This window comes from candidate division WOR-3 bacterium (assembly GCA_039803925.1).
In the GTDB taxonomy this organism is placed as follows: Bacteria; Hydrothermota; Hydrothermia; order Hydrothermales; family JAJRUZ01; genus JBCNVI01.
The window spans coordinates 17,852-40,833 of sequence record JBDRZL010000017.1; the positions used below are offsets into that span (position 1 = coordinate 17,852).

The following is a 22,982-nucleotide window of genomic DNA, read 5'->3' on the forward strand; positions in this document are numbered from 1 at the left end:
TTCTTAAAATCAATAAAAATGAAAGAAATCCTAATATATTCAATACCACTCTTGGGTGCAATAACTTTATTTTTTCTAAAAGAGGAAAAAAGAGATTTAATTTTTAATCTTTCTCTTCTTTTTTCAATTATACCCCTTCTATTTTCTGGATTTTATTTATTTTATTTTTTCAAAAACCCCTTAAAAGAATTTTATTTAATTGAATTTAAAATTTCATTTCTTGATCTTGTCTTTAAAATAGATTCCTTTTCTTCATTTTTAATTTTTTTAAACAACCTCTTATTTTCTTTATCAATATATTTTTCTAAGGGAGATATTTTATTCAGAATAAAAGAACTAAATGTATGGCTTTTGTTTACCCAAACATCTTTAAACTTTCTTTTTTCCTCAGATTCTCTTTTACCCTTTTTTATTTTCTGGGAATTTTCAATAATTCCCTTTTACTTTTTAATTGGAATATGGGGAGGAGAAAGAAAAAAAATCGCAAATCTAAAATTTGTATTTTATACTCTTTTATCAGGTGCATTTCTTTTAACAGGTATAATTGGAGTTAAACTTAAATTCTTTGATTCTAAAAGCAGTATAGGTTTCCTTTTATTTTTAATAAGTTTTTCAATTAAAATTCCTTTATTCCCCTTTCATACATGGTTACCGGATGCCCATACTGAAGCACCTACTGCTGGAAGTGTTATATTAGCGGGAGTTCTTCTTAAAATGGGAACATGGGGATTTTATAAATTTTTAATTCCACTTTTCCCTCATGCCTTTTTAAACTTTAAAAATATCATTATTTTTCTTTCAATTTTTTCAATATTTTATGGAGCTTTAATGAGTTTCACCCAGGAAGATTTAAAAAGACTTGTCGCTTATTCAAGTGTCTCTCATATGGGATTTGTTATATTGGGATTATCAATGCAAAATGTTTCAGGAATTCAGGGAGCTTTTTTACAGATGTTTAATCACGGAATTGTAACAGGTGCACTCTTTATTCTTGTTGGAATTTTATATAAAAGAACTTATACAAGAAAACTTTCTGATTTTGGTGGAATTTCAAAAACTATCCCTCTTTTCTCCTTTTATTTTGTTTTATTTTTCCTTTCCACAATTGGATTACCCGGAACATCAAACTTTGTTGGTGAATTTCTTCTTATCTATTCTTCCTTTAAAAATAATTTAGCTTATGGAATAATCCTTGCCTTTGCTCCCTTTTTCTCTGCCCTTTATGCATTAAAGGCAGTAAAAAAAACCTTATGGGGAAAAATAAAAAAAGAAGAATTAAAACATCTTCCTGATCTTGACTTAAAGGAAAGGAAAATACTTTTACTTTTAACAATTTTTGTATTTTTATTAGGTATTATTCCTTCACCTTTTCTTTATATACTTCATAGATGGTAAAGGAAATAATTTTAAATTATTCGCAGGAAATACTCTTAACTACATTTTTAATCATCAATATTTTTTACATGATTTCATTTAATAAAAAAGGTTATCATGTTTTTCTGATATTTTCCTATTTTTCTCTTATATTAACAAACTTTATTTTGAAATCAGAAGGCTTCTTATATCTCTTTGACATTGGAACCTTTTTAATTCTTTACCCCTTTTATTTAACTCAAAATAAAGAAGAATTCTCTATTTCCAATTTCTTTATTTATGCCCATTTACTTTCCCTTCATCTTATTTTAAAAACTGAAAGTTTAATAATTTTCTTCATTTCCCTTGAACTTTTGTCCTTTGTATTTTACATTCTAATCGGGCTTGAATCAAAAAAATTTAAAGACCTTTCACCCCTTATAAGATATTTTGTTATTGGTTCCCTATCTTCTCTTTTTTTACTTTTTTCCCTCATATTGCTCTATACCAAAACTCAAACTCTTTCCTATAAAGCCTTTACCCTCTTTGAAAAAAATGACAAGCTTTATCTTCTTTCCTTTCAGCTTTTTATATTTTCTCTTGGTTTTAAGATTCTTTTTATTCCCTTTCAATTTTTTATGCCAGATGTTTTTGAAAAAATAAGCATTCCTTATTTGACTTTAATTTCCTTAACTCCAAAGGCAGGTATCCTTATTTTCCTTTACAAAATAAAATTTTATCTTCCTGAAATAACATTTCCTCTCTCTTTTTTCGCTATTATAACAATACTTCTTTCTAATTTAGCTGGAATTTACGAAAATAGAATTAAAAGAGTTTTAGCCTATTCATCAATTTCTCACTCTGCCTTTTTGCTTTTTTCCATACTACTTCCTGATCCTGCCTCTAAAAATGTTTTACTTTACTACCTTATAATTTATTTTATAATGAAAGGTGGAATCTTAATCTCTTTAACATATTTTATTCAAGGAAAAGAAGATATAGAATTTGAAAAATTCAAGGGATTATTTTTCACAGATAAAATAATTTCAATTTCAATTTTTTTATTTATCATATCCCTTTCCTCCTTTCCACCCTCAGGAGGTTTTTTTGCAAAATTTTATCTTCTATATGAACTTTTCAAAACAGGATATAAAAAGGAAGTTTTAATTCTTATTCTTTTAACAATACTATCTTTTGGTTACTATATAAAATTTTTAAATTACTTCTTTCTTGAACCAGGAAAATTAAGAGAAAAAAATTATTCTAAATTTTTCGAATTTTTTACACTTTCTTTATCAGTTATTTCCCTTTTTGGCTTTATTTTCATTAAATTTTTTATATGATAGTTGAATTAAAAAATCTTAAAAAAATCCTAAAAAAATTTAAAAAAGAAGGAAAAAAAATTGTTTTTACCAATGGATGCTTTGATATTATACATTTTGGACATATAGAGATTTTAAGAAAGGCAAAGAAAAAAGGTGATATACTTATAGTGGGTTTAAATTCAGATAGATCAATTAAAAAAATTAAGGGAAATAAAAGACCTATAATTAATGAAAGGGATAGAGCAAAAATTCTTGACTCAATTAAATATGTAGATTATGTGATTTTATTTGATGAAAAAACTCCATATAGATTAATAAGAGAAATAAAACCGGATGTTCTTGTTAAAGGTGCTGATTATAAATTAGAAGAAGTTGTGGGAAGTGATATAGTTTTAAAAAATAAAGGAGAAGTTTATCTTGTTAAGCTTTTAAAGGGAAGAAGCACAAGTAAAATTATAGAAAAGATAATAAAAAAATATGGAAAAAATTGATTTTAAAAAATTTTTAAATGAGGAACAGATTAAAGCTTGCTTCCATGAAAAAGGTCCTGCCCTTGTTCTTTCAGGTGCAGGAACAGGAAAAACAAGAGTTTTAACTTACAGAATCTGTTATTTAATTATTAATAATGTTCCATCTGACAGAATTCTCGCTTTAACCTTTACAAATAAGGCTGCTGACGAGATGAAGGAAAGAATTAAAAATTTAATAAAGGATGAGGCAAAAAAACTATGGATGGGAACCTTTCATTCTCTTGGATACAGGATATTAAGGGAATGGGGAAAAATTATAGATATTCCTGAGAATTTCACTGTTTATGACAGAGAGGATAGTAAAAGAATTTTAAAGGATATAGTGGGAGAAGGTGAAAGCCTATCTATGTGGGTTGAAAATATTTCAAAAATAAGAAATGGTCTTAAAACTCCTGACACATATGAAAAAGAAATAGCTCAAAAATATATAGAATCATTAAGAAAAAATAAAGCACTTGATTTTGATGACCTTTTACTTTTACTTATAGAACTTTTTAAAAGGGATAAAAATGTTAGAAATTATTATCAGGAAAAGTTTTTACATATCCTTGTTGATGAATATCAGGATACATCTTTTATTCAATATAAAATATTGAAAATTTTATCAAAAAAACATAGAAATTTATTTGTAGTAGGTGATGAAGATCAATCAATCTATGCCTTTAGGGGTGCAAGGGTTGAAAATGTATTTGATATTATTAAGGACTTCCCTGATATTAAAATATACCGTCTTGAAAGAAATTACCGTTCCCACGAAATCCTTTTAAAAGCAGCAAATTATCTTATAAGTCATAATAAAGGTAGAATAGGTAAAAATTTATGGACAGATGTTAAAGAAGGTGAAAAAATAAAAATCCTTGAAACAAAAGATGAAAGGGAAGAAGCTGAAAAAGTTTATGAAATTATAAAAGATAAAAATCCTTCAGATGTTCTTATACTTTACAGAACAAATGCCCAATCAAGACCTTTAGAGGAAATTTTTAACTTAAAGAAAGTTCCCTATCAGGTTGTTGGAGCTTTAAAATTCTTTGAAAGAAGAGAAATTAAAGATTTTATTTCATACTTAAAATTTATAGTTAACCCATACGATTATGTTAGTTTTGAAAGACTTATTGAGTCCCCGAGAAGGGGAATAGGGGAAGTAACTCAGAAAAAATTAAAAAAAATTGCAGAAAAAAAAGAAATATCAATTCTTGATGCAATGAAAGAAGGGGAATTTTTAAAAAGTCTATCAACAAATTTAAAAAAAGAAATCAAAAAACTTACAGAACTTTTTGATTATATAAGATTTAATTTAGAAAATTTAACCTGTCTTGAAATTGCTGAGAAAATTTATGAAGAGGTTGAATTTATAAAACATTTAAAAAAAATTTCAACGGATAATTTAAACTTTGAATCAAGATATGAAAACTTAATGGAACTTTTTGCTTCAATGAGAGAATTTGTATTAAAAGAAGAAAAACCCTCACTAACAAATTATCTTCAAAATGTTGTTTTAAGAATTGATGAAGAAAATATAGAAAAAGATATCTTCACTTTGATGACAGTTCATAATGCCAAGGGACTTGAAGCTGAAACTGTAATTATTACAGGTCTTGAAGAAGGTCTTTTCCCTCACTTTTTATCCCTTGAAAATGACAGAGAAATAGAAGAGGAAAGGAGATTATTTTATGTTGCACTGACCAGAGCAAAAAAAGAAGTTTATCTTTTATATTCAAGGGAGAGATGGAGAAAGGGAACAAGAGAAACCCTTCCCTCAAGGTTTTTGTACGAACTCCCAGAAAGCTGTTTGGAATGGGTTAAAAAAGAAGAATTTATAAAGAAAGAGGAAAAAATTTTAAAAAGGGGAGATAGAGTCTATCATCCTTTCTGGGGTGAAGGAATTGTTCTTGACTTAGGAGATGGAAAAGCAAAAATTAATTTTTTTAGAAGAGGAGTTATAACTCTTGTTTTAAGGAAAGTTCAGGGACTTAAAAAATTATATCTTGATGAATAAAAAAATTGTAAAATTTGTGATAATTGAAAATTTAATTTTCATAATACTTTTTACATTTTCACTAATTATCCTTTATATTGTTATTGATTTCTTTGAAAACATTGATAAGTTTTTAAAGGGATTTTCGCCCTATAAAATTCTTCTTTATTATTTTTTTCAGACACCTTACCTTACAGTTTTACTTTTACCTGTTGCATCCCTTCTTGCACCCTTTTTTACCATCGGGAGAATGGCAAGGGATTTTGAACTTATTGCATTAAAAACTGGTGGAATAAATTTAAAAAAATTTTTTCTTCCCCTTTTATTTTTTGGAATTATTCTTTCTTTAATCTCCTTTATTATTAATGAGACAATAGAGCCGGTTTTTATGAGAAAAGCAATGAGCATAAAATACAAGGAAATTGAAAAAAGACCTGCACCTTGGGAAAGAATTTTTGAAACAGATTTTAATTTTATAGAAAAAAAAGGAAATTTAGATAGATTTTTTCACTTTGGATTAATTGATTCAAGAAGAAAAGAAGGTGAAGATATTTATATCACTGAAATGGAAAAAAGTAAAACAAAAAGATTTATATATGCAAAAAGGGGAGAATTTAAAAATGAAGGATGGAAGCTCTATGATGGAATTTTATATGAATATAGCTCTGACGGTGAGAGTGTTTTAAATTTTGAAAACTTTAAGGAAAAACCTTTTTATGAAATAAGGGTTTCTCCCTTACAAATGTTATCTTTAAGAAAATCCCTTGAAGAGATGAATGTTTTTGAAATAAAAAAATTGTTGAATACTCTAAAGAATGCAGGACTTGATTATAAAAAGGAAGAAGTTGAATTCTTTATTCATTTTTCCTTCCCCTTTTCAATTTTCATAACACTTTTGCTCTCAATTTCCCTTGCTTCAAGAACAAGGCAGAAAGGTAAAGCTTTTGTATTAACTCTTGCTACCACTTTATCCTTTATTTACTGGGGAATGCTTGAAATATCAAGGGCAATGGGGCACGCATATATTTTATCACCTTTTCTTTCAGCTTGGTTACCAAATATTATATTTTTAATTCCTGCAATAATTTTCTTTTTAATAATACCTCTCTAACTGTGTTAGATTTTGAAGGATTTTTTGAAAAATATAAAAAAATAAAAAATAAAAAAATTGGAATTTTAACCAATCACTCCTTCTGTAATAGAAACTTGGTAAATTTTTTAGATTTTCTCTTAGAGAAAAACTTTAATATAAAAGTTATTTTTTCGCCAGAACATGGATTTTTTGGAACCTTTCAGATGGAGGAAAAAGTTAATGATGATTATTATAAGAATATACCTGTAAAAAGTCTTTATGGTGATAAAATTGATATAGATATAAAGGATTTAGATGATATAGAAATTTTAATTATAGCAATTCCTGACAATGGTTCAAGGTACTATACATATAAATGGACAGCCTTGAAGTTAATTGAAAAATTTGATAAAAAAATTATTATTTTTGATTACCCTAATCCTTTAAACGGAATTTCTATTGAAGGACCTTTAATAGAAAAAAATTATAAATCTTTTGTCGGACTTTACCCTATACCTGTTAGATTCGGTTTAACAATAGGAGAACTTTCTCTTTATATTAAAGGTGAATTTAAAATGGATAAAGATATTGAAATTTTTAGAATAAAAAACTGGAAAAGAAAGTTATTTTTTGATGATACCTCTTTTCCATTTATAACAATGTCACCAAATATGATAGATTTTGAGACTTCTCTTTTATATCCAGGAATGTGTCTTTTAGAAGGAACGAATATATCAGAGGGAAGAGGAACTGCAAAACCCTTTAAGATTTTTGGAGCAGATTTTATTGACCCATTTAATTTGTTTAAAAAGTTAGAAAAAATAGAAGGTGTTAGATTTAAACCGGTTTATTTCAGACCAATGTGGAATAAATACAAGGAAAAAATTTGTGGTGGATGTGAAATATACATAGAAAATAAAAGAAAATTAAAATCCTTTAAAATGGGACTTTTAATTATTAAAAGTATAATGGAGCTTTACCCTGAAAAATTTGAATTTAAAAACCCTCCTTATGAATTTGAAAAGGAAAAAAAGCCCTTTGATATTCTTGTGGGGAATTCTTATGTAAGGGAAATGTTACAAAAAGGTGATGAAATTGAAAAAATAGAAAAAAAATGGAAGAAAGATCTAAAGGAATTTGATGAAAAGAGGAGGAAATATTTTCTATATGATTGAAAGAGGAGTGGTTCTTTCAGCAGGTTATTCAAAAAGGTTAAGACCTTTGAGTTTTTTTATTCCAAAACCTCTTATAAAAATTAAAGGTAAACCTATTATTATTCATATTTTTGATAATCTTAAAAATTTAGGTGTAAAAAAAATTTATGTTAATCTTTATTATAAAAAAGATAAAATAGAAAAAATTATCAAAAATTCAGAATATAAAGATATAATTTTTATTTTTAAGGAAAAGGAACTTATGGGAACTGGTGGTGGAGTAAAAAATTTTGAAAAATATATTGAAGGTAATTTTATATTACATAACTGTGATATTTATCATAAACTTGATTTAAATGAATTTGTTGATTTCCATTTTAAAAATTCTAAAATTGGAACTTTACTTCTTACTTTTATGGAAACAAAAAGTGAAGTAGTTTTAGAAGGAAATTTAGTAAAAGATATTAAGATTCATAAAAGAAAAAATAAATTTTTAACCTATGCGGGAATTTCAATTTTTAAAAAGGAAATTTTCAGATTTATACCTGAAGGTAAAAGTGATTTACTTGATGTTTTTTTTGAATTGATAAAATATAAGGAACTTGCGGGATTTAAAGTGAAAGAAGGTCTTATTTTTGACATAGGTAGTTTTAAAACTCTTTTTAATTTATATTTAAGGAATTATTAAAAAAATAAAGATTTTAAGTGGTGGCTCTGACAGAATTTTTTTGAAAATAAAAGAATTAAAAAATTCTGTTATTTTAAAGGATAGTGATGAAATTCAGTTTTTAAATTATATAAAGATAGGAAATTTTTTAAATAAAAAAATGCTTTCAGCCCCAAAAATTTATTTTTATGATTTAGAAAATAAAATTGCTATTATTGAAGACCTTGGTGATAAATCTATTTTTAAAATTTATAAAAGAGATACTTTCAATTTATATAAAAGAATAATTGATTTTTTAATAGAACTTCAGTTTAAGGCAAGAGAAGGTTTTTTAAATTTATCCTTAAAAAGGAAAAAAATTTTTGATTATGAATCTTTAAGATGGGAGACAGATTATTTTAAAAGGGAATTCCTGATAAATTTTTTGAAATTCAAAGAAGAAAAATTAAGGGAAATTGACAGGGATTTTGATAAACTTGCAAGAGAATGTGATAAAATGCCAAAACTTTTTATGCACAGGGATTTTCAATCAACAAATATTTTTTTAAAACAAAATAAAATAAGAATAATTGATTTTCAGACTGCTCATATAGGACCTTTCACCTATGACCTTTCATCTCTTCTTGAGGATCCTTATGTAGAAATTAATGAAAATGTTAAGGAAAACCTTTTGTTTTATTATTACGATAGAATAAAAGATAGATTTAGAAAAATGAGTTTTGATGAATTTTATCATTATTACTTACTCACTTCCTCTCAGAGGTTAATGCAGGCACTTGGTGCTTACTCTTATTTATCATTAAAAAAGAAAAAGAAATGGTTTAAAAAATTTATAAAACCTGCCTTTAAAAAATTAAAAATTATTGAAGAAAAAATAAGATTTTTTCATAAAATAATAAGGTGAAAGATAAAAAAAGGTTTTTATTCCTTGACCTTTTAAGAGGTATCGCTGTTATTGAAATGATTAACGGACATTCCCTTGATGCTTTACTCTCAATTTCCCAGAAATCATCCCTCTTTTACCAAACCTGGATGCATGTTAGAGGATACACTGCTCCCCTTTTTCTTTTTGCTTCAGGAATAAGCTTTGCTTTATCAACAATAGATAGAAAAGAATACCTTGTTTTTTCTGAAAAATTATTTACAAGAATAAGAAGAATACTTTTTATTATTTTACTTGGTTATACCCTTCATCTTCCCTATTTTTCCTTAAGAAAAATATTATTATATTCAAAATTTAATGATTGGAATAATTTCTTTAATGTTGATATCCTTCAATGTATAGGAGTAAGCCTATTAATACTTCAATTTTTTTATTTTATTACCAAAAAGGAGAAATTTTTTTTAATTACAAACTTTTTTTTAATTTTTATTTTTTCAATTTTAAGTTTCTTTATTAATAAAGGATTTGAACCTAATTTACCCCTCTTCTTTTATAAATATTTTAAAAATTCAAACTTTCCCTTAACACCCTTTTCCATATACCTTTTTTCAGGTTTTTTTCTCGGATATTTAGTGATAAAAAAAGAAAATAAAAATCTTTATTTCATAATTTTTGCATTAATAAATTTTTTAGTATACCTTTTATTAAAATCTTTTACAAGTTTTGTCGCCTCTATTTATTTTAAAATCTTTAACTTAACCCTTTTATCCTTAATTTTATATCAATTTGAAAATAAAGAAAATAAATTCTTGAATATTATAAAAATCGTCGGAATGGAATCACTTTTTGTATATTATTCACATCTATTAGTTGTTTATGGTTCTGCTTTCAATAAAACTTCTTTAAAATCACTTTTTTCAGGCTCTTTAAGTTTTTTTGAAATCTATCTAATAATTTTTACTCTTATATTCCTTTTTACCTTTATATCACTTTTCTGGAATTATCTTAAAAGAGAAAAGAAAAATTTATCAAATGTGATTAAATATTCAATTTACTTTTATTTTCTTTTTAACTTGCTTTTAAGACCATACTAAAATTAAAATATATTCACCAAATGTATTTTCTTTATTTATTTTTATTTTTTCCGGTCTTTTTGTTATTTGCCATCTTTGGGGCATATAGACTTTGGCTTTTACTTCTTTACAGAAATTCAGAAAAAGTAAAATTGCCCCAGAAGGAAATTAAGGAATTTCCCTTTGTTACAATTCAGATACCAATTTATAATGAGTTTAATGTAGTGGAAAGAATAGTGGAGAGTGCTGTAAAAATTGATTATCCAAAGGAAAAATTCGAAATTCAAATTCTTGATGATTCAACCGATGAAACAAAGGAACTTGTTGATAGACTTGTTGAAATTAAGAGAAAAGAAGGATTTAATATTTACGTAATAAGAAGAGATAATAGAAAGGGATTCAAAGCAGGAGCACTTAAAAATGGACTTAAATATGCAAAAGGAGAGTTTGTGGCAATATTTGATGCTGATTTTATAATACCCGCTGATTTTTTAAAAAGAACCCTTCCCTATTTTGAAAACCCAAAGGTTGGTTTTGTTCAAAGTAAATGGGATTATATAAATGAAAATGAAAACTTACTTACAAGAATTCAGGCAATGCTTTTAAGAACTCATTTCTGGCTTGAGCAGGAGGCAAAGTTTAAAAGTGGTTTCTTCTTTAATTTTAACGGAACTGCTGGAATATGGAGAAAATCTGCTATAATTGAAGCAGGTAACTGGCATGAAGATACCCTTGCAGAAGACCTTGATTTATCAATAAGAAGTCACCTTAAAGGATTCAAGGGGATTTTTTTAGATGATCTTTTAGTTTCTTCTGAATTACCCACAGATTTTAATGCTTTTTTAATTCAGCAAAAAAGGTGGACAAAAGGAACTTTTCAGGTCGGTCTGAAGCTATGGAAAAGCATTTTGAAATCAAATTTAGATAGAGAGGATAAACTTAATATTTTAATCCATACCCTTTCACCTTTCCTTTACCTTTTAAATGTAATCTACTTTGCTATTATTTGGCCTTTATCAAGATATTCACATATACTCTTTGGACTTCTTGTTCTTTTTCTTGGTATGGTAAATTTATATAACATATGGACAATAGATAAAAAAGTAAGAAAAGATTACTTATATGAGTGGAGACTTAAAGATATGTTTTATTTGATAATAGTTTTTACTTCTTTCTGTTTTGAAGGAACAAAAGCTGTTCTTGAAGCAATTTTCAAAAAGGATTTTATTTTTGAAAGAACTCCAAAAAAGGGAAATGGGACAAGAAAAGCTTACTCTGTAAAATATGAGATAGGTATATCAGAAACTTTAAAAATTTTCTATTCCTTTATTTCCATTTTTTTAGCTTTCAAACTGAAAATCTGGGGTGCGCTTCCATGGCTTTTACTTTTTTCTTTAAGTAGCCTTTATTACTTTGTAAAACATATTAATATTTTTAGTACAAATGTAGCAATAGAAAAAAACGTTCTTACAAAAAGATAGTATATTTGAAAAATTTATCATTAAATATTTATAATAGTAAAAAGTAATATTAGAAAGCAAAAATGAAAAAATATCTCTTAAAATTTGAAAAGGTTTTTAACTTTTTTGAAAAATACAAAATAAATTTCGCAATCTTCGGCGATACAGCGGTATATATGTGGGGGGTTAGAAAAAAAATAAGATATATAGACTTAATAATTGATTTTGAAGATAAGAACCTTGAAAGATTTATAAAATTAATGCAGAATATGGGGATGAAAATAAAAGGAAATATAAAATACAAATTTTTATATGAGTATTTAAAAAACAAAGAAAGTTTTCAAGAGGAATTTTTATTTTTTTATCACAGGAGAATTTTTCCATGGAGAATTAAACTGCACTTAAAAGAAAATATAAAGGATTATAAGATTGTAGAAAAAAAACTTGGTGAAACAAAAGTTTATGTTATATCCTTAGAAGACCTTATTAATTTAAAGAAAAGAAAATTAAATTTAAAAACATTACAGGACCTCCATTTTATGAAAAATGTGTTTTCCAATACCCTTGAAAAAGTCCCTTAAGTTTTAACTAACTTACCTTCCGGCTAAAAGCCCGAAAGTTATTTCAACTCCTGAATCAGGACCATTATTTAAAATAAAAAGGTATTTTGCATTTATAATAAATTGAATATCATATGTGTGAAAAAGAATAAAACCCCCACCTATTCCAAGAGCAGGTCCATTTCCTCCAGCAATTTTGCGACCACTACCATCATTAAACCAATATCCGTTTTCATAAATATCAGGCATAAAATAGTAACCAGGCACAAATTCATAAAATAGAGCATTATCTCCGGTTGAAGTATAAAACCTTACAGGAAATTCAAATCCAAAACCTCTTGAAAAAACAGCATATTCAAGGGAAACTGATGTCTTTTTTACTTCATAATGAAATCCAAGAATAAATCTTGATAGATTCAAAGGAACATCCCTATTTTCATCATAATATCCTGTTAAAGGGAAAATTGAACCTACCCTTGCAGTTAAATATCTCCTCGTTCGTCTCTTTCTTGGTTCTTCTTCAGCTTCATAACCTGTGATTGTTTCTGTTGAAACGACTTTTTCAATGCTTTTTCCTTCATATACAGATTTTGCCATTCTCTCAACAATAATATTTAAATCTGATTCCCTGTCAGCAACATCTCTCTGATTGTAAACAAATTTACCTTCCTTTGAATTAAAAACTTTAACCCTTAAGAGGTATTTTTCACCGAGTCTATCAAGATAAACAAATACTATATTTTCCAAATCGTATTCTTCCGAATATTTTTTTAAACAAGTGTCACTTTCACATTCTTTTACTTTAAGAAAAAACTCTTGAACCTTATTCCTTTCAAGAACACTTCCATAAGAGGAAAGTTCCTCCTCCATATAATCAATAACAATTCTATAAACATTGGAATCTACATTTCTTGATTCATAAGGTAAAACCGCATAGGCATACTTATTTATAAAGAAAAATGCTATTAAATTCATATTTAACCTCCTTTTTTATATTTTATACTCTTCACAAATAATAAGTCAATTAAAAAATTTTTTCATAAGTTCCTTGAAAGAAAGGTTTTCTTTTATATTCTTATTTAAAATTTTTGCAAAATCTTTTATTTTTTCGTAAAGTTCAAAACCTATATCCTTATTACCTTTAAAATAAATGGATTTATTTGAAAGAAGAGGGTCCGTATCTTTATCAAAAAAATTTGTTGAAGGCACAGGTGAAAATTGAGCAGGATAAATTTTTATCTTTTTATTATAAAGATATTCGTAACTCTTCAAAATTTCATCAAAATCATCATCCTCAGTTCCTATAAGAACATAGCAACCTATCTCATCAAATCCAGCCTTCCTTAAATTTGTAATTGCATCCTCAAAGTGTTTTAAAGTAAGCTTTTTTGACCATTTGTTTTTAAGTTTTTCCTCATTAATTGTTTCAAATCCTATTCTTATTGTTTTAAAATTTGCCTTCTTTAAAAGATAAGCCATCTCCTCATCTATATACCTTGCATGAATTGCATTGGGAGTGTGAATTCTTATATCAAGATTTTTTTCTATTAATTTTTTTAAAAAATTTTTAAATTTTTCCTTAGGGTACAAAAGTGCATCATCATAAAAGGCTAAATCTTTTGCTTTCTTAATTTTATTTATTCTTTCTATCTCATCTATTATCTTTTCATCCCCAAGCTCATAAAACTCTGGAAACAAAAGGTTTGATACGCAATAGGAACAACTGAAAGGACACCCAAAGGACCTTAAAATTGCAAAATGTTTTAAAATTGGATAATCAAAATAAATGTCAAAACAGATATTATCCCTTTTTAAATACTTATCAATATCAATTTCTACATCCATTATTTTTGATAATTTTTCCAAAATATTCTTTATTTTTCTTTCAGAAATAATAATTGTATCGTAAAAATTTTTTTCAGCATGTTCTCTGCATAGAAAAACATACCTTCCTCCAAGTATGTATATAGATTGAGGATAGAATTCCTTCAAAAAATCAATTGTTTTTCTTATCCCAGGATACCAGTAAGTCATTCCACTTGTTATAAGAATGTAATCAAAATTATCAAAATTTTTTAAATAATCTCTTAAAATATTTTCATACCACCCATAAATTTTATATTTTCTTTTTATATCCTTTAATAAAGAGGGTTTTTCAATTTCTTTTGAGGGGAACTTTCCGGTACTGAAACTTTTATCCTTTATTTTCTTTAAATCTTTTTCACCTAATTTTTCCCTGAAAAAGGGATTGTGCCTATCAAGAAAATCAAGAAGAAAAACCTTAAAACCCTCTCTTTTTAAAATACTACCCAGCACTAAAAGACCAAGGGGTTTGATCCAGAAATCATATAAAGAAAAATCAGTCACCCAGGGATTTACAAGGAGAATTTTAAAATTCTTTTTCATTTTCTTAAAATAATATCTTTAAAATAATAAGAGTTCAATTCTCTTTTTAAAAAAGTTAAGTAAACAGGATGATAGTAATTTTTTATCTAATCCTCCAACAATTAGAAATAAAAGAGTTTATTTACAAGGGAGAAGAAAAATACTTTGAATATATTGAAAAACTTACATCAGGTGGTGATAATGCTGAAGCCTATTTCTCCTTTGATAATACAAGAATCATCTTTCAGAGAAGTGATTACAAAAAATATATGTGCGACCAGATTTTCATATACGATTTAAAAAAGAAAAAGTATAACCTTGTTTCAAGGGGTAAGGGTAGAACAACTTGTGCTTATTTTATGCCAGACGGTAAAAATATTATATATTCCTCAACACATCACATATCTCCTGAATGTCCTGAAGTTCCAAAACTTGATATAAAAAGATATTACTGGCCTATATTTCCCTATGATATTTTTATGTTTAATTTAGAAAAAAAAGAGCTTAAAAGGTTAACAGATAACCCTTTTTATGATGCTGAAGCAACTGTAAATGAAAAGGGAGAAATAGTTTTTACATCTTTAAGGGACGGTGATATTGGAATATATATGTTAAACCCAGAAAATGGTGAAGTTAAAAAAGTTATAAATCTGTATGGTTATGAAGGTGGACCCTATTTTATGCCAGGAAATGAATATATACTTTATAGGGCATTTTATCCTGAAAATGAGGAAGAGTTAAAAAATTATAAAGAACTTATTGAAAAAAATATTGTTGCACCTTTAAGACTTGAAATCTATATGGTTAAAAGAGATGGTTCAGAAATAAAAAAATTGACAAACTTTGGAAAAATTTCCTTTGCACCCTTTCCCCATCCAAAGGGTAAATACATTATTTTTTCTGCTAACCTTGATAAAGATAAACCCTTTAATTTTGACCTTTATATAATGAAAACAGATGGAAGTGATCTTGAAAGGATAACTTACTTTGAGGGCTTTGACTCCTTTCCGATGTTTTCCTGGGATGGAAAATACCTTGTTTTCTGTTCAAACAGAAAGGGAGAAACTGAGAGGGAAACAAATGTATTTATAGCAAAATTAAAGGAGGAGTTTATTAGAAAACTTGAAGAATAAATTGCTCTGTATAATACCTGCAAGAGCCTCTTCAAGGAGGCTTAAAAATAAAAATATCTATCCACTTCTTGGAAAACCACTTATCTTATATACAATTGAAGAGGCATTAAAAAGCGGGATTTTTGATAGAATAGTTATCTCAACTGATTCTGAGGAAATAAAAAAATTAAGTTTAGAAAAAGGTGTAGATGTTATCAAGAGGCCTGCAAAATTATCAGGTGACAAAGCAAAAATTATAAGTGCAGTATTTCATGTTTTAAAAAAATTAAAAGAAGAATTTAACTATATATTTTTATTACAACCAACATCACCTTTAAGGGATAAAAACGATATATTAAAGGCTTTTGATAAAATAAAAAGGGAAAGAGCTGATTTTCTTGTAAGTGTTACTGATTTTGAAAAACCTTTTAAATGGGCAATTTATAAAAAAAACAAATTCTTTGATTTTTACTTCTCAAAGAAATTCAGAAAAAAACTATTTTTACCAAATGGAGCTATTTTTATAGCAAAGCAAAAAGCTCTTTTAAAGGAAAAAACCTTTTATGGAAAAAAATTAACCATATACTATATGCCAAGGGAAAAATCTATTGATATAGACACAATATATGATTTAAAAATGACTGAAATTATTTTAAAATTAAAAAATGAAACTGAAAGATCTAACAAAAGATAGAACTTTTTTAATAGCAGAAGCAGGTGATAACCATAATGGTTCAAGGGATTTAGCCCTTTATTTATGTGATCTTGCTAAAAAGGCAAGCTGTGATTCTGTTAAATTTCAGACCTTCATAACAGAAGAGGTTATTTCAAGGGGAACAGAGAAAGCACCCTATCAGAAAAGAAAAGATGAATCAGAGGATATGTATGAGATGTGTAAGAAACTGGAACTTTCCTTTGAAGATTTTAAGATTATAAAAAATTACTGTGATAAAATTGGAATTTTATTTTTCTCAACCCCTTATGATATAAGATCAGCAGAATTTTTAAATGAAATTGGTGTTCCATTTTTTAAAATAAGTTCAACAGACTTAAACAACTTTTATCTTCTTGATGTAATAGCAGAATTTAAAAAACCAGTTATAATTTCAACAGGAATGGCAGATTTAGAGGAAGTGAAAAAAACTTACGAATTTTTAAAAGAAAGAAAGGTTCCTGAAATTGCTATACTTCAGTGCACTTCGGAATATCCAGCACCTTTTGATGAACTCAATTTGAAAGTTATTGAAAATTTTAAAAGAGAATTTAAAGATGCAATAATAGGTTTTTCTGACCATTCAGAAGGATACCTTGCAAGTTGTATTGCAGTTTCTCTTGGAGCAAAAATTATTGAAAAACATTTCACTCTATGGAAAGGTCTTCCTGGTCCAGATCATAAGGCTTCCCTTTCACCTGAAGAGCTCTTTTTATGGGTTAAAAATATAAGATTAACAGAAAAAATGCTCGGTGATGGAATTAAAAGAATAACAAAAAGTGAAATTGAAGTAAAAAAAGTTGCAAGAAGATCAATTTATTTGAAAAGAAATAAAAGAAAAGGAGAAATAATTGAAAAGAATGATATTGTAGCTTTAAGACCAATAAAAGGCATAACACCTGATAGAGTTTATGAAGTTTTAGGGAAAAAGTTAAAAAGGGATAAAAAGAAATTTGAGCCCCTTTTTGAAGAGGATTTAGAGGATTAGTTAAAAAGAATACTTTCACTTATAAGGGCACAGCCCCTTAATTCCTCATCAACCCTTTCAATTATTTCAAAACCTTTTCCCTTAATTTTTCCCATATCAGGTGTTAAAAGAAAAGAACAGGTTTCAAGATTGAATAGATCGTAAATTGCTATTAAGCCTTTATTAGAGAATTTTCCCTCTTCATTTAAAATTCTAAATCTTAAAAAGGGTAAAGAAGATTTAAATCTTACCTTTTTGTTTTCAAAAATAAATTTTCTTAAAGTTATATCATAGAACTGTGAAGCAATTTCACACATTCCATATTCATTTATAACATAACTTTCATCAATGTTAAAAAATTCCTTATAAATCTTTATTAAATTTTTTTCCTTTAATAAAATCCTTTTAGTTTTCCATCCACCTGTATCCATAATTCTCGAGCCTTCCTTTAAAAAAATTTTTTCATTATTTTCTTTTAAAAAAATTGCAAAATCATAAAGGGAAAGGGTTGTTCCAAGTAATACTATTTTTTTCTTTTCTCTTTTCATTTTTTTAAGAGCATCCTTATAATCTTTTCTATCAAATACAAAATAAAAATTTTTTGAAAAATTTTTTGCAACAAGGGAAAGCATATAGGAAAGGGAGGAATTATTCCTCTTTTCAAAAGGTTCAAAAAATATATAAAAGTTAGTTTTTAAATCATCAGGCAAAACAAAATGTTTAAAGGAAATAAGGATACTTCTATTTATAAATTCAGTATCCACATAAAAGGATTTTGATCTTAAAAACTCACTTGTTCCAGATGAAAGGAAAATAACTCCTCCTTTTTCTTTAATTGACCTAACCTCATATTTTTTAAAGAATCTAACAGGCATTAAAGGAATATCCTCAAAATTTTTTACCTTGCTTTTATCCTTATTAAACCTATCACAGAATTTTTTATATACTTTGTTGTTATCATACTGAAATTTAAATACATCTAAAAAAATTTCCTCGTCAAAATCCATGTTATTTAAAGATTTTAAAATTTTTTCTTTTATAGAGAAGACTTTCATAATTAATTATAATATATATTGTGAAAGCAGGAATTATTGGATTTGGAAAAGTGGGAAGTTCCCTCTATGACCTTTTGAGGGAAAAATCTTTTAAGGTAAATATATTTTCAGTAACAAAGGGAAAAGGAAATTTAAAAGATTTAGTTATAAATTCAGATTTAATTTTCATAACTGTTAAGGACGATCTTATTCCTTTAAGGGTTAAAGAAATAAGTAAAATAAAAGGGATTAAAGGAAAACACTTTATTCATCTTTCAGGTGCAACACCTTTATCAATTCTTGAGCCTTTAAAGAAAAAGGGAAATTTTATAGGTAAACTTCATCCAATCCAAACTTTTCCTGAAAGAAGTAAAGAAAGTTTTAAAAATATATACGCAACTTTTTCAGGAAATGAAGAAACTTATAAAATCTTAAAAAAAATTTTCTCAAGGGATTTCAAAATAATAAAAATGGAGGATAAAGAGCAGATTTTGATTCACATTGCCTGTGTTTTTGCCTCAAATTTTTCTGTATATTCAATTTTAAAGGCAGAGGAAATCCTTGAAAGTTTAAAATTGAAAAGAGAAATTTTAAAACCAATAATAAATGCATCCTTTAAAAATGTCCTTTCAAAAGGAGCAAAAAACTCTTTAACAGGTCCTGCAAGAAGAAAGGATTTAAAAACAATAAAACTTCACAGGAAAATATTAAAAAATTTTAAAAAAGATTTATACAAGATTTATAATTATTTAACAGAGAAAATTTTAAATGAAAGAAACTTATAAAAATTTCCTTTTAAATCACCCCTTACTTAAAGGTATAGGTGAAAAGGGGATAGATAGTATTTCTTCAATTGCGTCTTTTATATATCTTAAAAAGGGCGAAATACTTTTCAAGGAAGGTTCAGAAGGAGAGGATTTATATATAATTGTTGAAGGTGAAGCTGAAATTTTAAAGGGAAAAGAACTTGTGAAAATTGCAGAGTTAAAGGAAGGAGCAATAATAGGTGAGCTTTCTTTTCTTTTAAAGAGTGGAAGAACAGCAACTTTAAGAGCAAGTAAGGATTCAATTTTTTTTAGAATTGATGGGAAACTTCTTGAGGAAAAAATTTTAAAAGGAGAAAAACCTTACATTGAGATTTTATTTTCAATATCAAGAATTATAGCAGAAAGGTTAAGCAACATGAATCTTATTGTATCTGAATATTTAAAAAAAGATAAAATAGAAAAAGATGAACTTAATCAGTTAAAAGAAAATTTAAAAGAGGGTTTTATTTTTTAACTATGAATTTATCACCAGATGTTATTATTTTGAAATCGCCAGCTTTCCTTGAAATGATACTTGCCTCAGCAGAATCTTATCACTATGAATGTTATGGTCTTATACTTGGTTATTTTAATAATAGGGAAATAATTGTTGAGGATGCGCAGGTTTTACAGATTGTAAAAAAGTCTCCTTACAGTGTTGCGCCTATAGCAAAGAGGGAAAAAAGAATAATTCAATTAATTAATTCCTTAAAAATTGAAAATCTTAAAGTTATAGGAGATTTTCATTCCCATCCAATGGTTGGAGGAATAAAGGGAAAATCTTCTCCTTCAGGTGATGATATTCTGGATATGGAAGTAGGTAAAGTATACATTATAGTTTCAGTTAATGAAAGTAAAAGAGAAAGAGCCTGGTCTTATAGTATAAAAAGAAAAATTTTAAGGGGTTCAATTTTCAATTTTAGCTTTGAAATTTCCGGTTATTATTGTCATAAAAATTTGAGTTATAAAAAACTACATATAAACTGTCCTTTTCTTATGGCAATTAATACTTAAAATGATTTTGTTTAAAATTCTTATAGCCTTTTCAAGTATTTCTGGAAGGGTGATAGATAAAAAAACAAGTGAATCTCTTCCTTTTGTTTTTGTTTATATAAAGGATTTAAATAAAGGAACACTTACAGATGAAAGGGGTTTTTATGTTATTTCAAAATTAAAAGAAGGAAAATATCTTTTATGTTTTAAAATTGTTGGTTATGAGGAAAAATGTTTAGAAGTGGAATTGAGGGAAGGAGAGAATAAAATTTTAAATGTTGAGCTAAATCAGATTGAAATAGAAATTGAAAAAATTATCATTTATTCAAGAAAAAAGGAATTTGAAGAGGAAAGGGCTTCTGCCGTAAAAAGGGAAACAGAAATTTTAAAGAGACTTCCAAAATTTATTGAAGGAGATCTTTTAAGAACAGTTTCCACCTTACCTGGTGTGGTTCAGGTAACAGATTTATCAGGCAGGTTCTCTGTTAGAGGAGGTTCTCCTCAGGAAAATTTAACACTTATTGATGAAATTCCCCTTTATAACCCCTATCATCTCGGTGGAATTTTCTCGGTTTTTGATCTTTCAGCACTTTCAAGGTATGAATTTTACAGGGGAGCTTATGGGGCTCAATTTGGAAATGCTTTATCCTCGCTTTTATATGCTGAAATAAAACCTTATAATTCAGAAAAAATAAATCTTGAATTAGCTTTAAGTTTTTTATCTTTCCGCCTTTTAAATGAAGGAAAACTTTTTAAGGGAAATTACCTTGTTTTTTTGAGAAGAACCTATTTTGATAAATATATTTCTTTGATAAACAGGGATTTTGAATTTCCCTATCATTTTTTTGATATTTTATCTTCCTATCAGATTGAAAAATCACCCTCTTTAAGATTTAAATTCTCCTACATTACAAGTAGAGATTTATTTTATCAGAAAAAAGATGAAATCCTTTTAAAATGGGGAAATGATGGTTTTTCCTTTAGAACTTTTTATATACATAGAAAAAACTTTCATGAAATAAATTTATTTTTCTCTTCTTTTTTCAGTTATTTTAAAATAGGAGAGTTTATTTCCCTCTGGAATCCTGTTTCCATAGCTGGTTTAAAATGGAAGGGAGAGTTTAAGGGAAGTTTTGATAAAACTTTTGGTTTTGAATATGAGAATCTAAATGGAAAATTTCAGAATGATATTTTTGGTATTAAACAACTTGATAAAGGAAATCCTCACATCCTTTCTTTCTTTTCTGAATTAAATTTCAAAGTAAATAATTTAAGAATTAATCCGGGTTTAAGGACAAATTATTTTTATTTAAGAATCAAGGAAACACCTGAGAGAAATGCTAAAAGTTTTAGAATTGAACCAAGGATTAATTTAAAATATTTTCTGAGAGAAAATCTTGCAATTAAATTTGCTTTTGGAGTTTTCAATCAGTATCTTATGGCTATCAATTTTTCAGAAGTTTTTGATCCCTTTTATTACTGGGTAACAATTTTTGATGGTTATAGGCCAATGAATTCAAAACATTATATAACAGGAATTTCCTATTTGCCAGATTGGGGTAAAATTGATTTTGAAATCTTTTACAAGAAGTATGATTACATTCTTGACTATGAAATAAAAAACTATGACCCATTAAATCCTGATAAAACCTTGTTTTTAAAAGGGCAAGGAGAAAGTTACGGTTTTGATTCTTTTATTGAAAAGACCTTTGGAAAATTAAATTTTAATTTAAGTTTGACAGTATTAAAGTCTCACGGAAAATTTGAAAAGGAAAACAAATATCATTCAATGAGGTGGGATAAAACCTTCAATTTTTCTTTAAGTTTATTTTATAAGTTAATATTCAATTTAGATCTGGGGTTAAATTTTTTATATACAACTGGTTCACCCTTCACAGATGTTATTAAAAGGTATAGATTCTTTTATAATCCATATCCAGATAGATATCCAAAGGTTATATGGGATGAAATTGAATCCTATCCTTATAGTGTAAGGTTTCCACCTTATCACAGGCTTGATATTTCCCTTTCAAGGGATTTCAAAATAAAAAAAATTAAGGGCTTTTATTCCTTGAGTATAATAAATGTTTACAACAGAAAAAATGTATTTTTATATTATTATGATTATGATAAAGAACCACCTGTGAAACGAGAATTATATCAAATTCCCTTTGTTCCAAGTTTTGAAATAAAAATTATTTTTTAGATGAAAAGATTAAAAATTTTTCTTTTGACTTTAATTTTTATTTCCTGTAAAAAAGAAATAGAGAAGGTGATTATTCCGGATTACATTGTTTGGTGTGTATTAAAGTCAAGTAAAAAATTTGAAGAGCAGATTGTTTTTGTTGATAGGTTATATAGTCCAGATGAAGTTCCATCACAAGGTGTTTCCGGGTGTTCTGTTAAAATAAAATTTGGGGGTAAAGAATATTTATTTAAAGAAAAAATAGTTAGTGACATAGATTCAAATGAATATCTTGTATATTATGATACTTTTTATGTTCCCTCAGGTATAGATTGTACCCTTAAAATTAAGTTTCCTGATTCAAGGGAGCTTATCAAGGTTACAAAGGTTCCAACTGATTTTGATATAATTTATCCCATTTACGATACGATTTATGTTCCTTCTAACAATTTACTTATATGGAATAAAAGTGAAGGAGCGAAATTTTATGTTATTTATTTAGAGAATACTAAAGATTCCTTTTTTACATTTTTTTCACCTGACACCTTTTTTGATCTTTTCAGAAGGGGAAGTGCATTTAGATCTGAAGGTATTTACGAGGTTTATGTTAGGGCTGAAAATGAAGATCTTTATTACTGGAATTTAAACAGGAGTGATAGGATAGAGGAAGAGTGGGTAAAGGGTGTTTTTGGAGCATATGTAGAAAGAAGAAAAAGTTTTTATATAAAGAAATAAA

Annotated in this window: 22 protein-coding genes; 19 read left to right on the top strand and 3 right to left on the bottom strand. The window is 26.9% G+C overall.

The features are described 5' to 3' along the window. Positions 1-18: 18 nt before the first annotated feature. The 11 genes from ABIN17_07385 to ABIN17_07435 all read left to right on the top strand — a co-directional run bounded on the left by ABIN17_07385 (position 19) and on the right by ABIN17_07435 (position 12,073). Positions 19-1,395 carry an NADH-quinone oxidoreductase subunit M gene (locus ABIN17_07385; GenBank protein MEO0284870.1) on the top strand — a complete coding sequence of 459 codons (1,377 nt, stop codon included), beginning with the start codon at positions 19-21 and terminating at the stop codon, positions 1,393-1,395. Then, complete coding sequence (locus ABIN17_07390; protein ID MEO0284871.1) at positions 1,389-2,696, top strand: proton-conducting transporter membrane subunit; 1,308 nt, start codon at positions 1,389-1,391, stop codon at positions 2,694-2,696. The genes ABIN17_07385 and ABIN17_07390 overlap by 7 nt, the downstream gene beginning before the upstream one ends. Beyond that, positions 2,693-3,169: a D-glycero-beta-D-manno-heptose 1-phosphate adenylyltransferase gene (rfaE2, locus tag ABIN17_07395; protein ID MEO0284872.1), complete on the top strand. Its 477-nt coding sequence runs from the start codon at positions 2,693-2,695 to the stop codon at positions 3,167-3,169. Before ABIN17_07390 ends, rfaE2 begins: the two co-directional genes overlap by 4 nt. Further along, a complete protein-coding gene (locus ABIN17_07400; protein MEO0284873.1) occupies positions 3,156-5,204 on the top strand; it encodes a UvrD-helicase domain-containing protein in 2,049 nt (682 codons plus the stop codon). The genes rfaE2 and ABIN17_07400 overlap by 14 nt, the downstream gene beginning before the upstream one ends. Continuing rightward, a complete protein-coding gene (locus ABIN17_07405; protein ID MEO0284874.1) occupies positions 5,197-6,294 on the top strand; it encodes an LptF/LptG family permease in 1,098 nt (365 codons plus the stop codon). Before ABIN17_07400 ends, ABIN17_07405 begins: the two co-directional genes overlap by 8 nt. A gap of 2 nt (positions 6,295-6,296) precedes the next feature. Further along, positions 6,297-7,430, top strand: a complete 1,134-nt coding sequence (locus tag ABIN17_07410) for a DUF1343 domain-containing protein (GenBank protein ID MEO0284875.1) — start codon at positions 6,297-6,299, stop codon at positions 7,428-7,430. Then, on the top strand, positions 7,423-8,097 hold the full coding sequence (locus ABIN17_07415) for a sugar phosphate nucleotidyltransferase (GenBank protein ID MEO0284876.1): 675 nt from the start codon (positions 7,423-7,425) through the stop codon (positions 8,095-8,097). The genes ABIN17_07410 and ABIN17_07415 overlap by 8 nt, the downstream gene beginning before the upstream one ends. A 10-nt stretch (positions 8,098-8,107) precedes the next feature. After that, positions 8,108-8,980 (top strand): phosphotransferase, encoded by an 873-nt coding sequence (locus ABIN17_07420; GenBank protein MEO0284877.1) that lies wholly within the window; start codon positions 8,108-8,110, stop codon positions 8,978-8,980. Then, positions 8,977-10,053: a heparan-alpha-glucosaminide N-acetyltransferase domain-containing protein gene (locus tag ABIN17_07425; protein ID MEO0284878.1), complete on the top strand. Its 1,077-nt coding sequence runs from the start codon at positions 8,977-8,979 to the stop codon at positions 10,051-10,053. The genes ABIN17_07420 and ABIN17_07425 overlap by 4 nt, the downstream gene beginning before the upstream one ends. Positions 10,054-10,073: 20 nt before the next feature. Further along, complete coding sequence (locus ABIN17_07430) at positions 10,074-11,513, top strand: glycosyltransferase (GenBank protein ID MEO0284879.1); 1,440 nt, start codon at positions 10,074-10,076, stop codon at positions 11,511-11,513. A 62-nt stretch (positions 11,514-11,575) separates the two neighbouring features. Continuing rightward, a complete protein-coding gene (locus ABIN17_07435) occupies positions 11,576-12,073 on the top strand; it encodes a hypothetical protein (GenBank protein MEO0284880.1) in 498 nt (165 codons plus the stop codon). Between the two features lie 12 nt (positions 12,074-12,085). On the opposite strand, the gene ABIN17_07440 is transcribed toward ABIN17_07435, so the two are convergent. Both ABIN17_07440 and ABIN17_07445 read right to left on the bottom strand, forming a co-directional pair. Beyond that, complete coding sequence (locus tag ABIN17_07440; protein ID MEO0284881.1) at positions 12,086-13,027, bottom strand: hypothetical protein; 942 nt, start codon at positions 13,025-13,027, stop codon at positions 12,086-12,088. 45 nt (positions 13,028-13,072) lie between these two features. Then, the gene (locus ABIN17_07445; GenBank protein ID MEO0284882.1) at positions 13,073-14,458 is read right to left on the bottom strand and encodes a radical SAM protein; all 1,386 of its coding nucleotides are present in this window, start codon (positions 14,456-14,458) and stop codon (positions 13,073-13,075) included. A 68-nt stretch (positions 14,459-14,526) separates the two neighbouring features. Here ABIN17_07445 and ABIN17_07450 point away from each other — a divergent pair, with 68 nt between their 5' ends. From ABIN17_07450 to ABIN17_07460, 3 genes are read left to right on the top strand one after another with little or no spacing between them, the layout of a single operon-like run. Continuing rightward, positions 14,527-15,570 carry a hypothetical protein gene (locus tag ABIN17_07450; protein ID MEO0284883.1) on the top strand — a complete coding sequence of 348 codons (1,044 nt, stop codon included), beginning with the start codon at positions 14,527-14,529 and terminating at the stop codon, positions 15,568-15,570. After that, complete coding sequence (locus ABIN17_07455; GenBank protein ID MEO0284884.1) at positions 15,560-16,243, top strand: acylneuraminate cytidylyltransferase family protein; 684 nt, start codon at positions 15,560-15,562, stop codon at positions 16,241-16,243. The genes ABIN17_07450 and ABIN17_07455 overlap by 11 nt, the downstream gene beginning before the upstream one ends. Further along, positions 16,215-17,249, top strand: a complete 1,035-nt coding sequence (locus ABIN17_07460; protein ID MEO0284885.1) for an N-acetylneuraminate synthase family protein — start codon at positions 16,215-16,217, stop codon at positions 17,247-17,249. The genes ABIN17_07455 and ABIN17_07460 overlap by 29 nt, the downstream gene beginning before the upstream one ends. Here the strand turns inward: ABIN17_07460 and ABIN17_07465 are convergent. Continuing rightward, positions 17,246-18,283, bottom strand: coding sequence for a hypothetical protein (locus tag ABIN17_07465; protein ID MEO0284886.1), 1,038 nt, complete (start codon positions 18,281-18,283; stop codon positions 17,246-17,248). The genes ABIN17_07460 and ABIN17_07465 overlap by 4 nt on opposite strands. A gap of 20 nt (positions 18,284-18,303) precedes the next feature. Here ABIN17_07465 and ABIN17_07470 point away from each other — a divergent pair, with 20 nt between their 5' ends. Genes ABIN17_07470 through ABIN17_07490 form a run of 5 tightly spaced genes read left to right on the top strand, consistent with a single transcriptional unit; the run spans position 18,304 to position 22,981 of the window. After that, positions 18,304-19,047: a Rossmann-like and DUF2520 domain-containing protein gene (locus tag ABIN17_07470; protein MEO0284887.1), complete on the top strand. Its 744-nt coding sequence runs from the start codon at positions 18,304-18,306 to the stop codon at positions 19,045-19,047. After that, complete coding sequence (locus ABIN17_07475; protein MEO0284888.1) at positions 19,031-19,543, top strand: cyclic nucleotide-binding domain-containing protein; 513 nt, start codon at positions 19,031-19,033, stop codon at positions 19,541-19,543. The genes ABIN17_07470 and ABIN17_07475 overlap by 17 nt, the downstream gene beginning before the upstream one ends. 2 nt (positions 19,544-19,545) lie before the next feature. Next, positions 19,546-20,082 (top strand): Mov34/MPN/PAD-1 family protein, encoded by a 537-nt coding sequence (locus ABIN17_07480; GenBank protein MEO0284889.1) that lies wholly within the window; start codon positions 19,546-19,548, stop codon positions 20,080-20,082. 1 nt (position 20,083) lies between these two features. After that, positions 20,084-22,267, top strand: coding sequence for a carboxypeptidase-like regulatory domain-containing protein (locus tag ABIN17_07485; GenBank protein ID MEO0284890.1), 2,184 nt, complete (start codon positions 20,084-20,086; stop codon positions 22,265-22,267). Beyond that, positions 22,268-22,981 carry a hypothetical protein gene (locus ABIN17_07490; protein ID MEO0284891.1) on the top strand — a complete coding sequence of 238 codons (714 nt, stop codon included), beginning with the start codon at positions 22,268-22,270 and terminating at the stop codon, positions 22,979-22,981. Position 22,982: the final 1 nt, after the last annotated feature.